Annotated in this window: 15 protein-coding genes; 2 read left to right on the plus strand and 13 right to left on the minus strand. The window is 29.3% G+C overall.

The features are described 5' to 3' along the window. Positions 1 to 3: 3 nt before the first annotated feature. Together ypmT and FDK22_RS02895 are read left to right on the plus strand one after the other, a co-directional pair. Entirely contained in the window at positions 4 to 189 is a 186-nt protein-coding gene (ypmT, locus tag FDK22_RS02890) for a protein YpmT (protein ID WP_138151381.1), read from the plus strand. After that, positions 173 to 1495, plus strand: a complete 1323-nt coding sequence (locus tag FDK22_RS02895; RefSeq protein WP_138151382.1) for an MFS transporter — start codon at positions 173 to 175, stop codon at positions 1493 to 1495. Before ypmT ends, FDK22_RS02895 begins: the two co-directional genes overlap by 17 nt. Positions 1496 to 1547: 52 nt before the next feature. On the opposite strand, the gene FDK22_RS02900 is transcribed toward FDK22_RS02895, so the two are convergent. The 13 genes from FDK22_RS02900 to accD all read right to left on the minus strand — a co-directional run bounded on the left by FDK22_RS02900 (position 1548) and on the right by accD (position 16490). Continuing rightward, a complete protein-coding gene (locus tag FDK22_RS02900; RefSeq protein WP_138151383.1) occupies positions 1548 to 4508 on the minus strand; it encodes a MutS-related protein in 2961 nt (986 codons plus the stop codon). A gap of 1 nt (position 4509) precedes the next feature. Beyond that, positions 4510 to 4929 (minus strand): heme-binding domain-containing protein, encoded by a 420-nt coding sequence (locus FDK22_RS02905; RefSeq protein ID WP_138151384.1) that lies wholly within the window; start codon positions 4927 to 4929, stop codon positions 4510 to 4512. A 4-nt stretch (positions 4930 to 4933) separates the two neighbouring features. After that, the gene (locus FDK22_RS02910) at positions 4934 to 5263 is read right to left on the minus strand and encodes a thioredoxin family protein (RefSeq protein WP_138151385.1); all 330 of its coding nucleotides are present in this window, start codon (positions 5261 to 5263) and stop codon (positions 4934 to 4936) included. Then, positions 5244 to 7271: a DUF1538 family protein gene (locus tag FDK22_RS02915; protein ID WP_138151386.1), complete on the minus strand. Its 2028-nt coding sequence runs from the start codon at positions 7269 to 7271 to the stop codon at positions 5244 to 5246. The genes FDK22_RS02910 and FDK22_RS02915 overlap by 20 nt, the downstream gene beginning before the upstream one ends. Positions 7272 to 7410: 139 nt before the next feature. Beyond that, complete coding sequence (locus FDK22_RS02920) at positions 7411 to 8964, minus strand: 2-isopropylmalate synthase (protein WP_138151387.1); 1554 nt, start codon at positions 8962 to 8964, stop codon at positions 7411 to 7413. 239 nt (positions 8965 to 9203) lie between these two features. Then, positions 9204 to 9794, minus strand: coding sequence for a phosphatidylserine decarboxylase (locus tag FDK22_RS02925; RefSeq protein ID WP_138151388.1), 591 nt, complete (start codon positions 9792 to 9794; stop codon positions 9204 to 9206). 2 nt (positions 9795 to 9796) lie between these two features. After that, positions 9797 to 11881 (minus strand): ATP-dependent zinc metalloprotease FtsH, encoded by a 2085-nt coding sequence (gene ftsH / locus FDK22_RS02930; RefSeq protein WP_138151389.1) that lies wholly within the window; start codon positions 11879 to 11881, stop codon positions 9797 to 9799. A gap of 15 nt (positions 11882 to 11896) precedes the next feature. Beyond that, positions 11897 to 12703 (minus strand): 50S ribosomal protein L11 methyltransferase, encoded by an 807-nt coding sequence (locus tag FDK22_RS02935; protein ID WP_138151390.1) that lies wholly within the window; start codon positions 12701 to 12703, stop codon positions 11897 to 11899. A 43-nt stretch (positions 12704 to 12746) separates the two neighbouring features. Beyond that, positions 12747 to 13679 (minus strand): tRNA dihydrouridine synthase, encoded by a 933-nt coding sequence (locus tag FDK22_RS02940; RefSeq protein WP_138151391.1) that lies wholly within the window; start codon positions 13677 to 13679, stop codon positions 12747 to 12749. 3 nt (positions 13680 to 13682) lie between these two features. Continuing rightward, positions 13683 to 14693 carry a hypothetical protein gene (locus tag FDK22_RS02945; RefSeq protein ID WP_138151392.1) on the minus strand — a complete coding sequence of 337 codons (1011 nt, stop codon included), beginning with the start codon at positions 14691 to 14693 and terminating at the stop codon, positions 13683 to 13685. A gap of 13 nt (positions 14694 to 14706) precedes the next feature. Beyond that, positions 14707 to 15060, minus strand: coding sequence for an RNA polymerase-binding protein DksA (gene dksA, locus FDK22_RS02950; protein WP_138151393.1), 354 nt, complete (start codon positions 15058 to 15060; stop codon positions 14707 to 14709). A gap of 48 nt (positions 15061 to 15108) precedes the next feature. Continuing rightward, positions 15109 to 15567, minus strand: a complete 459-nt coding sequence (locus FDK22_RS02955) for a 23S rRNA (pseudouridine(1915)-N(3))-methyltransferase RlmH (RefSeq protein WP_138151394.1) — start codon at positions 15565 to 15567, stop codon at positions 15109 to 15111. A gap of 50 nt (positions 15568 to 15617) precedes the next feature. Next, complete coding sequence (gene accD, locus FDK22_RS02960; RefSeq protein WP_138151395.1) at positions 15618 to 16490, minus strand: acetyl-CoA carboxylase, carboxyltransferase subunit beta; 873 nt, start codon at positions 16488 to 16490, stop codon at positions 15618 to 15620. Positions 16491 to 16526 lie beyond the last annotated feature (36 nt).

Genomic DNA, 16526 nt, shown 5'->3' on the forward strand with positions numbered 1-16526 from the left:
ATTATGTGCTTAATAATCTCACTAATATTTTCTAGCCTTGCATATATGTTTTTTATTGAAAACAATATGCTGGGCTTTTATATAAATATCTCAATTGCCCTACTCTTTTTACTACTTATGACTAGAAATATTTTAAAAGAAAAAAAACGAAGAATAGAAGAAAGTAAAAAAGATGAAAGAAAGAATTAGAAAAAAAACTGAATCAGTTTATGAAAAATTGATGAATGAAGAGGATGCTAGAGTTTGTAAAGCAATTGATGAAAGTGCTTGTAAAGTAGTTCCTGGAAACTTTTTTCTTACAATAATTAGCTACTTTTTTAATAAACTTGCAGATTCCGTTGCCAATACAAAAGTTATTATCCCTTGGATTATGGAATCACTTTCTGTACCTCTTTTTTTAATAAGTTTTCTTGTTCCAATTAGAGAATCTGGCTCTCTTCTACCTCAACTTTTAATTGCAGCATATGTTAGAAAAATGCCTATTAGAAAATATGTTTGGGTAAGTGGTGCTTTTTTGCAAGCATTTTCTATGATAGGAATTGGAATAGTTGCTTGGAATATGACAGGACTTAATGCAGGTATTGCAATCATTGCATTAATAATTGTTTTTTCACTTGCAAGGGGTCTTAGTTCTGTTGCAGCTAAAGATGTTCTTGGAAAAACTATTCCTAAAACTAGACGAGGAGTATTAAATGGTTATTCTGGAAGTTTAGCTGGACTTTTAATAATAGGTCTTGGAATCTATTTTTTAATGGTTGGAGAAAAACCCTTTTCACCACAAAATTTTGGAATAATTTTATTTTCTGCTGGTGCATTTTGGATAATAGCAGGAGTTGTTTATTCAAGAATAAAAGAGTTTGAGGGGGAAACAGATGGTGGAGGAAATGCTATTAGTGTTGCCCTAAAAAAAATAAGCTTACTTAAAACAGACAAAGATTTTAGAAACTTTGTAATATCAAGGGCACTTTTTTTATGTTCAGTTTTATCTGCACCATTCTTTGTAATTTTAGCCCAACAACAAAGTGTTTCAAATAACTACTTACTTGGTCTTTTTATACTTTCAGGGGGATTAGCTGATTTTTCATCTTCAATTGTTTGGGGAAAACTATCAGATAAATCAAGTAAAAACTCTATGATTATTGGAGCGACTATCGCTTCTAGTTTAGGATTTTTAGTTTTCTTTTTAGATACATTTTTTGAAAATATCTTCGCTACTATTTGGTTAATGCCATTAATCTATTTTATTTTAACTGTCGGATATCAAGGTATTAGAATAGGAAGAAAAACATATTTAGTTGACCTTGCTGGTGGAAATAAAAGAACAGATTATGTAGCTGTTTCAAATACTGTAATTGGATTTATTTTATTATTTACTGGATTTATAGGTATTTTAAGTTCAATTATTGGCTTAAATGGAATTATTTTACTACTAGCAATTGTAGGATTAGTTGGAGTTTTTATGGCAACTAAACTACCTGATGTAACTTCAGATTAGGATGTTAATTAGATTAAAACTAATTTTTTAAAATTTTTGTAGAAATATTATTCTATTTATCCTCATCCACCATTGTATAGTGAAGTTCAAGACCATTTGAAGTTGCAACAAAACCATTTACATTTATTGTACCCTCATGAACCATTTTATGGTGCTTTTTACAAAGTGGTATTAGATTGTATTTATGGTTTGCATTTATATGTCCTATAAATCCATCTTTATTTGCCCTTGCTTGCTCTTTAATATGGTGAACATCATCACAAGCTTTACCACAAATTACACATGATGCAGCAAATACATCTTTATTATATTTAGAGGTTTTCCTCTGAGATAATCTTTCAAGTGGATTATAATCATCAGTAAGTTTTTTTCTAATATCATTGGCAACAGATAAAAATTCTCTATCCATATGAAGTGATTTTGCATACTCTAAACCATACATAGATGAGCCACTTCCATAGGATAACTTTCTATCAAAGATTAGTTTATCTTCTTTATCTTTATACATAACAGATAGATGAAGGGCAATTATATTTTTAAGCTTTTGAATCTCTTCTATTTCTGGCAGTTGATGTAAGTGAGTAGCAAATACAAAAATAGATTCTAGTTTTGCTAATTTTAATATAGCACTAGCAACAATAGAAAGACCACTCATAGTTTCAGTACTATGAGAGATTTCATCACCTAATACAAGTGAATTCTTTGTTGCCCTATTAAAAATATTTTTAAGTTCTAACATTTCAACTGCAAAAGAAGATAAACCTTTTGCAATATTATCTGCACCACTAATTCTAGTATATACAGCATCAAATATTGAAAATCTCATAGATTTTGCTGGTACATAAAAACCTGCTTGTGCAAGAATTACAGAGATACCAATTGCTTTCATAAGAGATGATTTCCCTGAAGAGTTAATACCATAAAGTAAAATTCCATGCATCTTATTATTAAACATATTAATTGGATTTGAGTTTTTTACTATTACATTATCTTTATACTCTTTTGAAGCAAGGCTTAGTTCACCTAAAATGATATCATTTGGTACATAAATACCTTGTTCTTCATTTGCTTCAATAATAGGGTGTCTTAAATCTATTAGTTCTAAAAAGTTCTCTTCATCTTTTGTTTTTACAATTTTTGGGCAAGTATAGTTATATTTTTTCGCTGTTTTTATATTTGAAACTGTTAAATCTATCTCAGCAATAAATTGAACTAATTCTTCAAGTAATGTTGCAAATTTATTTTCAAATTCAGAAATTTTCTCTTTAAATACTAATTTGTTTAGTTCAACAATTTTTCGTAAATTATGAACATATTTATCAGATACATCTTCACTAATTTTTGAAAAAATCTTTACATTATTTGTTTGAACTTTTATTGTAAAATCTTTAAACAAATGTAATTCATCATCAATAATAATATGTGAGTTTAACAACTCCTCTTTTACTAGATTAAACCTATTTTTTGTTAAAGTTAAAAAGAAACCTTCTTTATCTAATCTATTTATTCCTACATAGTTTGTATCTTTTGTTTTTAAAAACCCTAAAATATGATTTTGAAGAAGTTCAAGTTTTGTATAAAGTTCTTCATTTTCTTTATTTAGTTCATCAATTTGGGTATTAATCCCTTCACAAACCATATTCCCCTCAACATCTTTTAGCATATATTTTCCACTAATTGCCAAATCAAAGGTTGAGTCAATAGATTGAATAAAAAGTTGTAATTCAGAACTACTGCAAGGTGGAGTTAAAAATTTATAATTTTCCATAAAAGAGACAACCTCTTTTATACTAATTAATGAATCATATAAATAGTTTAACTCAAAAGGGTGTAATCTATTCAGCTTTATTCTTCTTGTTAATCTTTCAATATCATAAATATTTGCTAATTCATTTTCAATTGGAGCATGAAAATCAAAAAGCTCTTTAGAAAGAGCATATCGTCTAAGTATCTCTTTAGAATCTTTAACAGGATGGGTTAATCTTTCTTTTAATAACCTTTTCCCCATGGCTGTTGAAGTATTATTAATTAGTTTTATTAAACTTGGATTATGGGTTGTTTCTATTACATTTAATTGCTCTAAGGCATTATTTCCTAAATAGATATATCTACTTACATCAAGTTTTTGAGGGAATGAAAGTTTTTGAATAATATTAGAATCATGTCCTATTACAAAATCAATCAAAATAGCCAATGATTCTGTACTTAAAGGAACTCTTTCCATATCAAGATGTTCAATTGCTGTTAAAAGGGACTCTATTCTAAATACATTTTTAAAAAGTTCATTTTGATAATTTATTTTTGGTCTAAAAGTTCCTATATGAAAAGTTTTTAATTTTAACTCAAGGTAATCAATAACCTCTTTTTGATTTATATTTTTATCTGCAAAACTTATTACTACTTCATTGGTTTTATGCATATTCATATAATTAAAAACTTCATCAAGTGCATAAAATTTATCTTCACTTGTTCCATGAATCTCATTGTAATAACATTTACCTGTTGTAACATCAATAGCACTATAACCAACCAAATAGATACCTCTTATTTGGTCAATCACCAAAGAAGTGATATTGTTCTCATCTTGATCAACAACAAAATCAAAATTTGTACCTGGACTTACGACTGTATCTAAATATCTAGAAACATTTGGTGGAAGCCCTTTTTGTCTTACAATTGCAACTGTATACTTTTGTTCTGCAATTATTCTTGCTAAATGTTTCTCAAATGAAATAGCCGGAACTCCAGCCATAATTGGATTTTCCTGTGAGTTTTCTAAAATTGATTTATTTTTTCTTGTTAATTGAATATTTAAAAGTTCAGCAATCTCTTTTGCTTTTCCTATTTGTTCCTCATCATTATTTACTTCATAAACCTCAAAAAATGTCCCTATTTCCATAAGAACAACTGCATTATTTCCGTACTTTTTTTCTAAAAGTTTTTGAAGTTTGAAATAAGTGATTGTAAGTAGGTTTTTTTTGTCATTTAATAATTCTTGAACTTCTTCTCTCAATTTATTTTTTTACTCCAGTCCAATCTCTAATTTGTGTTCTTTGCTCTCTTGTTAAATCTGCTTCTTCATGGAATCTAATATATGAAGATAAAGGCATAGAGGCATAAGCAGTTCTAAATACTTCTTTCATCTTTTTATTTTTTTCTTCAAGAGAATACTCTTCCCAAGTTGAAAAATTCAAAGCTTTTCTTCCATCTTTTACGTGGGTATTTATTGCCCATGAAAATGGTGCGATATTTGAATACCATGGCCATTTTGTTTGATTTGAGTGACAATCATAACATGCATTTTTTAACATTGTCATGATATTGTCAGGAGCTTTTATCTCTAAAGTTGTATCAATCTCTTTATTTTCTTTATCTACTTGAAAAAACTGCATAATTATTAGTATTGAAAAAATTATTAAAAGTGCTCTTTTCATTTTCCTATTCCATAAATAAGCTATATGGTCTTTTTAATTCCTGATTAAATTGTGTTATAGAGATATTTCTTCCATACCTTTTAAACTCCTTTGAATCAAAAAAAACCAAGATTGTTGGAATAGAAAATACCGAAAAATTGCTTGCTATCTCTTTATACTTAGAAGCTTCAACTTCAAAAGTTTTAATCTTTGGAAAATTTTCTAAAATTTCAGATTCTATTTTTGGTTTTAAAACTTTACAAACGGAACAATCAACACCAGAAAAGTATACAAGTAAAGCATCCTCTTCACTTATATACTTATCTAGTTCTTCCTTACTTGTTAATCTCTTCATGAACTACTGCTGTCTCTTTAAACTTTTCTGTTAATTTTTCCTCTTCTTGTCTAATCAACTCTTCACTATCAAGATTCTTATGGTCTTTTCTATTTACAAAGATATCATGTCTACTTAAACTAATCCCTTTCATATGGGTTAATGGGAAGGCAAAGGCAATACCTTTTCCTGTAGTTGTAATATGTAAAGAGTGAATAATCGATTTAATAACAGGATTAACCATACTTTGAGGTAAAAGGAATAATAACATTACATCATTTGCTTCAAAGCCAGACCTATAAAAGTTATCAATTTTTCCAAGACCAATACCGTCTGCTCTTAATACAGTAACCCCTGGAGCACCCGCTTTACTAGCAGCTTGGATAGCATCAATTTTTTTCTCTTTTGGAACTAAGATAACAACTGCTGAAAAGTCCATTGGTAAAGAGTGTCGTCTATCACTACCATCAATATTTACAGTTGCTAAATCCATATTTTCTGCATCGATTAAGGCATCCCTTAAGATATTTGCAGCTTCAATTTCAGTATCAGATTTAACTCCAAGTTTTTCAGTTATAACCCCATAAAGCATAACCGTAATCATTGGAAATAATGAAGCAAAAGCAATAAGTCCAAAACCATCAATAAGGGGACTTCGTCCTTCAATATTTGTAGCAAGTCCAATACCAAGTGCAGCAACTAAAGGAACAGTTACAGTTGAAGTTGTAACCCCACCACTATCATATGCAATAGGGATAATATATTTTGGAGCAATAAAAGTAAGAACGATTACTAAAATATACCCAAAAATAATATAGTAATGAATATGTCCACCATCAACAATTCTAAAAGCACCTAGAGCAATACCAATAGCAACACCACCTGCTACGAATACTCTTAAAGCAAAATCGTTAATCTTACCATCAGATATCTCTCTAGCTTTTTTAGCAATTGCCATAAGTGCAGGTTCTGCCATAGTTGTTGAAAAACCAATTGCAAAAGCAAAGGCATAAATTACAAATACAGAATCTCTTTTTGTAAGTTGATAAGCCATAGTCTCACCAAGAGAGAATAGACCCATCTCAAGTCCAAGAATAAATGCATATAAACCAATAATTACAAGAAAAAATCCAAAAAATACTGTTTTGATTTTTTCAATTCTTTTTTTGATAACACCATACTGAAAAAATAGAATAATTAATAAAATAGGTGCAACATCTTTAACAACTGCAATTATTCCAGTAATAATTGATTGAACACTAATATCTGCTGTTGAAGATACAGTTGCTTCAACTACAACTTGAGCAACATCTTTTGCATCAACTAAATTATATACTGCAATTCCATAAATCTGAACAAATATCATTGGAGTTAATGAAGCAAAGGCAATAAGACCGAATCCATCTACAACAGGATTTCTTCCTTTAATAGATGAAGCTAAACCAATACCAAGGGCAGCAACTAATGGAACGGTTACGGTTGAAGTGGTAACACCACCAAGGTCATATGCAAGTCCAATTATCTCTTGTGGTGCAAAAAATGTTACACCAACTACAGCAATATATCCTGCAATAATATAATAATGAATTGGGTGGCCTTTATAAATTCTAAAGACACCTAAGAAGATAGCAAACCCTACTGAACCAGCAACAACCAATCTTAAAATTGTTGCATCAATTCTTCCACTAGAAATGGAAGCTGCTTTATCAGCAATAACAGCAAGGGCAGGCTCTGCAATAGTTGTACCAAAACCTATTAAGAAACCGAAAACTAATACCCATTTCATGTTCCCATATTTTGCAAAATCTCTAGCAAGCCCTTCACCAACAGGAAACACACCAATTTCTAGACCTTGTAAAAAAATTGCTAAACCAACACCAACAATACCTAATCCAATTGCTGTACTAACCCATCCTTCAGGAACTGCTTGAATAATAGCAAGTTGAAAAAATAAGATTACAATAATAATAGGTAATAAATCTCGAAAAGACTCTTTCAATAATTTTAGAAAGAAATTAAATTGAGTCATAAAACTTTCCCCTTCGTCATAACTTATAATATTTTATTATTTTTTTTCAAAGTAACTACTGAAAGTTATTTAAGTAAAATTTTTTTATTTTGAATTTAATATATTTTTAAGTTAATAGGTAGCTTTTGCTACCTATTATTTACACTTGATGTTCTGTTTTTTTAGATAATCTTTCTTTTTGAGAAAGGTAAGAGTTAACTGCACCTAAATATGCTTTTGCAGTTGCAAGCATTGTATCTATGCTTAATCCATGTCCTACAAATGATGGAGTATTTTTGTCAAATACAATTCTTGTTGTAACTTTTGCTAAAGCATCTTTACCTTCTGTTACAGAAGTTACATTATAACTTTGTAAATCACCAGAAATTCCAGTTAATCTATCAATTGTTTTAAAGATTGCGTCCATTGTTCCATCACCAATATTTGCATCACTTAAAATCTCATCATTATGTTTAATTGTAACTGCTGCCATTGGAGTACCAGATGAACAATCGGAAATTTGTAAACCAATTAATTCATAAGTTTTGTCTTGGTTTAAAGACTCATCAGTAATTAACATTCTTACATCATCATCAGTAACTTCTTTTTTCTTATCAGCTAATACTTTAAATCTTTCAAAAGCTGCATTTAACTCTTCATCAGTAACTTTATCAAAACCTAAATGATTGATTTTATCCCTAAATGCAGCTCTACCACTGTGTTTTCCTAAAATTAATGTAGAATCTTTAAATACACCTACATCTTCAGGTTTCATAATCTCATATGTTTCTTGATGTTTTAAAACACCATCTTGGTGAATTCCACTTTCGTGAGCAAAGGCATTTTTACCAACAATAGCTTTATTTTGTTGTGGTTCAACACCTGTAATTGTTGCAACTAATCTTGATGTTGGGTAAATCTCCGGAGTATTAATAGTCGTATATAAATCACCAAAAGCATCTTTTCTAGTTTTAATAGCCATAACTGCTTCTTCTAAAGAAGAGTTACCTGCTCTTTCACCTAAACCATTGATTGTAACTTCTATTTGCCTTGCACCATTTTGAACTGCAGCTAAAGTATTCGCTGTTGCTAAACCTAAATCGTTGTGATTGTGAACTGAAATTCTTGCTCTATCTCCAGCAAAATCAGATAATTCTTTAACCATTGCACCTAACTCAGTTGGCAATCTATATCCAACTGTATCAGGTAAGTTAATTGTTGAAGCTCCAGCTGCAATTACTGCATCCATAACCTCTTTCATAAATGAGATTTCAGAACGTCCAGCATCTTCTAAAGAAAACTCTACATCATCAACAAATGTTCTTGCATATTCAACAGCATGGATTGCTCTTTTTATAACTTCATCTGGTTCCATTTTTAATTTGTACTTCATATGAATTGGAGAAGTAGCAATAAATGTATGAATTCTATGTAATGGAGCTTTTGAAACTGCTAAACCTGATTGTTTAATATCAGTTTCAATTGCTCTAGATAAAGAACAGATTGAAGAATTTTTAACAATCTCTGCAATTCTACTAACAGCATCAAAATCACCTGGACTTGCCGCTGCAAAACCTGCCTCAATTACATCTACACCTAATTTTTCTAATTGTAAAGCAACTTTAATTTTCTCTTCTGTATTCATAGAACAACCAGGAGATTGTTCCCCATCTCTTAAAGTTGTATCAAAAACTATAATTTTATTTTTATCCATTGTTATTACCTTTTAAAAAGTCGATTATTATATCTTTTTTTGTATAAAAAAAGAAAAACTGTATTTTGATTATTTTAAATATTTGTTATTAAATATTAGAGTGGTTTTGTAAGAAGTAGCAGAGAGTTAACACTTTTTATGAAATGGTTATTATAAAAATTAAATATTTTCATTGTACTCTCCTATAAATTTTAAAGTTAGAAATTATAATGTGTTTATTTCTCTTTGTCAAGCATTTATTATTTTATTGCTAAAATAGTAATACCTGATTCTACTTTTTGTCCTATTTTTAAGTCAGTTTTATAACTTTCATCTAAAGTGATTATTACTTGCCCATTTAAAAATGTTCCTATTTTTTCACCTTTGATGAATTTATCTTTTTTTTCTATTTCAATTGAATCATTAAATAAAGATGAAACAATTTGCATACTTGTATCTTTATATTCAAAGATTGCTTGACTGTTAAGTTTTTTAGATTTAAGTGAAGATAAAACTAAATTCAAACCATATCTGATTTGTGTTTTTGTAAGTCCTGAGTCTAAACTTCTTAATATATGAGAATCACATAAAGAAACATCAATATAGATAATTTTTTTAAAATCTTTTACATCAATAGCTGAAATTTTTCCTGATATAGGTGCATATATTTTATTTTTTTCTAAAGTATTTAAATCAATATATTTATACCTATAGGCATAAATAAAAAAGATAAATGAAGCAAAAGAGATAAAGGCTAAAAGGCCACACTCTAAAATTGTAAAAAACAAAAAGGCAATAAATGCCACTAAAATTTTTTGATATCCCTCTTTTGCTATCATATTATCAAACATAATTATTCTTTTTTACCTTCATTGTTTTCAGATACATCTTCTGAAGTTTCAACATTTTCTTCATCATTCTCAGTTGTATCTAAATTTTTTTCTTCTAATTCGTCATTAGGTGTATGAGGATCTTTTTCTTCATTTGTTTCTTCATCAATTGCACCTGAGTGTAAGTCTTCATCTTCAAAAACTTCTCCACCATGGGCTTTAATTAATTCTCTAACTCTTGCTCCTGAAATAACTTCAACATCAAGAAGCTCAGCTGTCATCTCTTCAATTGCATCTCTATTATCTTCTAAAGATTTTAATACAGCTTCATATCTCTCATTTAAAATATTTATAATAAACTCATCAAGTTTTTTTGCCATATCATCAGAAAAATCTTTATGTGATTGTCCACCTAAGAATTGATTAGTTCTTTTTTCTAAAACCATAAGACCTGCAATATCACTCATTCCATATACAGAAGCCATAGATTTAATAATATCAGTTGCTCTTTCTAGGTCATTTCCTGCACCTGTACTTATTTCACCAATAAACACTTGTTCTGCGGCTCGACCCCCAAGTAATACATCAACTTCCGCTATAAGTTCATGTTTTTGCATTAAATATTTATTTTCTTCTGGAGTATTTAATGTATATCCTAATGCGGCAAGACCTCTTGGAACAATTGATACTTTATTAACTTTTTTAGCACCTTTTGTAATTTCTGCAATTACAGCGTGTCCAGATTCATGGTATGCAACAATCTTTCTCTCTTTTGGAGAGATTCTTCTTGATTTCTTTTCAAGTCCTGCAATTTGTCTTTCAACTGCTTCTTTAAAATCAGAAGCTGTTACTTCATCTTTATTATGTCTACCAGCTAATAATGCTGCTTCATTAACAATGTTTGCTAAATCTGCTCCTGCAAGTCCTGCAGTCATTTTTGCAACTTCAATTAAATCAACATCTTTACCTAATTTAACTTTTTTAATATGAACTTGTAAAATCTCTTTTCTACCTTCAAAATCAGGCTTATCAACTAAAACTTGTCTATCAAATCTACCAGGTCTTAATAATGCTGGGTCAAGAACTTCTGGTCTATTTGTTGCAGCTAAAACAATAACAGGTGCAGCTTCTGTTGAGAAACCATCCATTTCAGCAAGTAACTGATTTAAAGTTTGTTCCCTTTCATCATTTCCACCCATTGGTCCACCACTTGCTCTACTTTTACCAATAGCATCAATTTCATCAATGAAGATAATTGCAGGTGCAACTTTTTTTGCTTGTTCAAATAAATCTCTAACTCTTGATGCTCCAACACCCACAAACATCTCAATAAATGCAGAACCAGATACAGATAAGAATTCAACATCTGCTTCCCCTGCTACTGCTTTTGCAAGTAAAGTTTTACCAGTACCTGGAGGTCCTACTAAAAGAACACCTTTTGGAATTTGTGCTCCAAGTTTAATATATCTTTCTGGGTCAGAAAGGAAATCAACAACCTCTTGAACCTCTTCTTTTGCTTCTACGTTTCCTGCCATATCATCAAATTTTACATTTGGTTTTTCAGAATTAATCATTTTTTTAGAGCTTCCAATTCCAAGGATTCCCCCTGAACCTCCACCCATTGATTTTGACATTCTTTTTGCTAAGAACATCCAAATTGCAAAGAAAATAAAAATTGGTAATACCCATCCAAAAAGAATATCTGCTATTAAATTTTCTTCATTAATTCCACCATACGCAATACCTTTTTGCTCTAAACTTGGAATTAAAGTTTCATCAGGAACAACTCTTCTTGCTGTATAAGTTGTAACTTTTCCACCAGAAGGTTTACTAACAGCTTTAATTTGTGTGTTACCAATACCAACATACTCAATTTGACCATTTTCAATCAATTTCTTTAAATCTGAATATGGAACAGTTTTTTTAGCAGCTTGTCCAAATGCAGACGAACTTGTTTGTGTACCCATAGGGCTTGAACTTCCCTCTGGGAAAATTGCTTTAAACACAAAAATTGTAACTATAGAAAAAATTACAAATACTAAAAGTGGATTATTATTGAAAAAATTATTGTTATTATCTCCACTATTTTTGTTATTTCTGTCTTTCATTAAATATAACTCCCTTTATTTTTTAAATACAACAGTAACCCATTCATTTTTTTGAATAAGTTCTAATTGTTCTAAGTCTTGAAATTTCCTTAAAACCTTATCAATATGTTTATCCAATATCCCTGATACAATTAAAATACCATCTTCATTTAAGCATTTCTTTAAATCATTTGATATAAAAACTAAAACATCTGCAACTATGTTTGCAATAACTACATCATATTTTTTTGTTGCATTGTTTGCACTACCTAACCAAGAATTATCAAAAGTCTCATTATTTAATTCAAAATTTGATTTTGTATCTTTTACACAAACTTCATCTGTATCACATACATCAACTGTAGCACCTAGCTTCTTAGCAGCAAGTGCTAAAATACCACTTCCTGTACCTACATCTAAAACGTTTTTTTTCTCATCAACATATTTATTGATTGCTTCTATACAACTGTGTGTTGTTTCATGATGACCAGAACCAAAAGATAAAGCAGGGTCAATAATAATATTTATTTTATCATCTTTAGGCTTTTCCCATGATGGTCTTATATAAAATCTATCAATCTCAATCGATTTTACTGATTCTTGATATTTTTTTATCCAATCAATATTCTCTTTTTTTGTTAATATAGTTTCACACTCTATATTTGCAGCTTTTGAAAACTCTTTTATTCCAAATTCTACATCACTTAAGTCTTCTTCACTTCTTGCAATAATAGTATTATCTAACTCTTCAATTGCATCACCAGTTAAAGAAGATATAAGATCAACAAATATTTCAAAGTTTCCTGAGGGTTTAATAATTAATTCATAATAATATTCAGACAAATATTTCCTTTTTTAAAAGTTCAATATTCTATCTAAAAAGTTTTTAAAAAAAGTTTTCTATCATATCACGCATAATTTGTTTATCATTTACACGATTAATAATATCTCTAAATTCAGCGGCACCTTTATAGCCTTTAGAGTAAGAGTGAAGAAGTTTTCTGAACATTATAGCACCATGTTCTCCATGAAACTTTAAAACTTCATCAAAATGTTCAAGTATAATTTCTCTTTTTTTCTGTTCAGTAATATTTTCAATACCATGTTTCAATTGATAAAAAATCCATGGCTTTCCAATTGCAGCTCTACCAATCATAAGACCATCTGCATTAGTATGGGCTAAAACATCTTTTGCTTTTTCATAGTCAGTAATATCTCCATTTGCAATAACAGGAATTGAAACTGCTTCTTTCATAGCTTTAATTGCATCATAATCAACAGGTGCTTTATATTTACCTGCTCTAGTTCTTCCATGAACTGCAATATAATCAACACCACAAGCTTCAACAACTTTTGCTATTTCAACTGGTATTTTTTCATTTACACCAATTCTAACTTTTGCTGTAGTGTATTGTTTTTTATTGTATTTTTTTACAGTTGTTAAAATCTCTTCAAGTTTTTTTAAATCACCTAGTAAATTTGAACCACTACCATGATTAAAAACTTTTGGAGCAGGACAACCACAATTTAAATCAATACCATCAATACCATCAATATCATTTAGTATTTGTACTGCATCCCTAACTAACTCAGGTTTATTTCCTGCTATTTGAACAATATATGGATCTTCAGAAGGTGCTTTTTCAATCATTTTTCTTGTTTTTTCAGATTTATAAACAAGGGCATTTGATGAAATCATCTCTGATATTGTAATGTCAGCACCAAACTTTTTAACAACAGCACGAAAGGGTAAGTCAGTGTATCCAGCAAGGGGTGCCAGCACCATAAGGGGCTGGCTAAAATCTATTTTATTAGTCATATATTAAATTATAATATCATCAAGTGAGTAGTGTTTTCCAGCCTCTTTTAGATCTAAAATAGCTCTAAATGGCACCATTTCATTATCTTCATATCCACTTAAAAGATCTCTTAATTTTTCAATCATCTCAAGTTCACATAAAACATAAAAATATGCAGTTGTTGCTTCATCATTTTCATTTGATAATGTTTCAAAAAGTTCTAGTAATTTATCTGGTGATAAAACCTCTTTGTAAAGTCTTGCTAAATTCACATACTCTTCTTGAGTGTAATTTAATGATTTTGTAATTTTTAAAATCTCTTCTTTTGTTAAACCAAATTCGATATTTTCAATATCTTTTAAAAATAGTTTATAAGCTTTTTCTCTATCTAATTTAATATTATTATAAACTTTTTTGATTGTTGTCATTGTTTTATTTTCAACTACATTGTCAAAAGCAACATTAACAATATCAGTAGAATAGTTTGTTGATTTTTTTAGAATGTCTAGTGAAAAATCAGGTTGCTCATTCATCTTATTAATTAGATTTTGTTTAGCTAGTTCACTATTTGGATCTAATTTAAGAGTTTTTTCATTTACATATTTTCCAGCTTTAATATCTTTAATTTGAGAAACAACTAAATTTAAACCTTCATTAGTAGAAGTAAATGTTGAATCACCAACTTCAAGTTTAAATTGCTTTAAAATTGAACTAAGATTTTTAAAACCTGGAGTTTTAAGTCTTTTTTTCTCATTTTTTTGAAGTAACATTGATTTTAAAACATCAATTATTGCTTCTTCATCTTTTATATAAGATCTATTTTTACAATAGTTTATTGAACCATAAAATAAAAGGTGTAAGACAGAAAAAATAAATAGTACTACTAGTGGAACTAGAATCCAAATTACAGTTGGTAATAAAAGTGAAAAATCTAAGAATGATAATCTATAATCTCCATTTTCAATACTGTACACATAAAGCCCAACGGCTATAATTAATAATAACGAAAATCCTATATATTTTTTAAGTCCCACGCTTAATCCTTTTTTATTGTTCTTTTTCGTGAATCTCTCTACATGGTGTGCAATATTTAGCGAAAGGTTTAGCTCTTAACCTACCAATTGCAATAGATTCGTCACACATTTCACAAATACCATAAGTACCTTTATCAATTCTTTTTAAAGCTGCTTCAATCTCTTCAAGCTCTTTTATTTGTTGATTAGCAATGATGCCTTCTTTAAAACTATCACTAGAAACCTCAGCATAATCATACTCATCTTTACATTCAGAATCTTTTAAAGAATCAATGCTGTCCCTGCTTCCTTGAATATTCTTAGTGATTTTTTCTTTTCTCTCTAGTAAGATTATCTTTAACTCATCAATCTGTTTTGTGTTAGCCATATTTTTCCCTATAAAAAAATTTCGCAATTATACTGAAATTAACATAAATTACTTATGATATGGATGATTATTTTTTATAGCTAATCCTCTAAAAACTTGTTCAAGTAGTACTAGAGTAACGATTTTATGAGCCATTGTTAAAGAACTTAGACTTATAGATTTATTGCATTTTTTTAAAAAGTCTCTTTCAAAACCAAATGCGCCACCTATAAAAAAATTAACTTCATTATTATTACTAATAATTTCTGAAAACTCAAAACTGTCTAACTTTTTTCCTAAAACATCGAGGGCAATACAATAACCTTTCATATATGGTTCAAAGGCTTGGGTATATGACTTTTGAGCTTCAATTTCAGATATTGTTTGAGCTTTTGCTATATTTTTATTAAAAATACAATGTACTTCAACCTTTGCATATTTTGAGCACATTTTTATAAAATCATTAGAGATTTTATCAAACTCATCTTTTGAAGGTTTTACAATTGCATATATATTTATTTTATTCATAAATTAGAAAATGAAGTCTTAGAACCTGTAAACTAAGACTTCAAATTAAATTAACTTGCTTGAATAGGTGTTTTTCTAAACATTGTTAAAAGATCTGATAATGTTTTTTTCATTTCACTTCTATTAACAACCATATCAATTGAACCTTTTTCAAGTAGGAATTCAGCTCTTTGAAAACCTTCTGGTAAATCAGCACCAATTGTTTGTTTAATAACTCTTTGACCTGCAAAACCTACAAGTGCACCTGGCTCTGCCATAATAATATCACCTAAAAAGGCAAATGATGCAGATACACCACCCATAGTTGGATCTGTTAAAACAGAAATAAATGGTAATTTAGCTTTATCCATTTTTTTCAATGCTGCTGATGTTTTTGCCATTTGCATTAATGAGAAAGTTGATTCTTGCATTCTAGCTCCACCTGAAGCAGATACAATAATAAGTCCTTGATGTTTTTCCATTGCTCTATCAACAGCTCTTACAATTTTTTCACCTTCAACTGAACCTAAACTTCCACCCATAAAAGCAAAATCAAATACTACGATTTGAACTGGTACACCATTTATAGTACATTCACCACTTACAACAGCTGATGTTCTACCTGTTTTTTTCACAGCTTCATCAACTCTTTTTTTGTAAGATTTTTTATCTACAAACTTTAAAGGGTCAACTGGTTTTAATTCAGAATCATATTCTACAAATGAATCAATATCAGCTAAAATTTCAATTCTTCTTTTAGCACCAATTCTCATATGAAAATTACATTTTGGACATATATTATTTTGATTTTCAACCTCTTTAAAAAACATTAAAGAAGCACATTCAGGACATTTTACCCAATGTGTAGGTGCATCTTTTTGTGTTGGTTGTTCTTTATCACTTTTGTCAAATGAAATTTTACTAAACAGGTTTTTTAAATCCATTATTATTTCCTTAAAATTAATTCCCTAAAAAAGGAA

The sequence above is a fragment of the Arcobacter arenosus genome (assembly GCF_005771535.1).
Classification (GTDB): Bacteria; Campylobacterota; Campylobacteria; order Campylobacterales; family Arcobacteraceae; genus Halarcobacter; species Halarcobacter arenosus.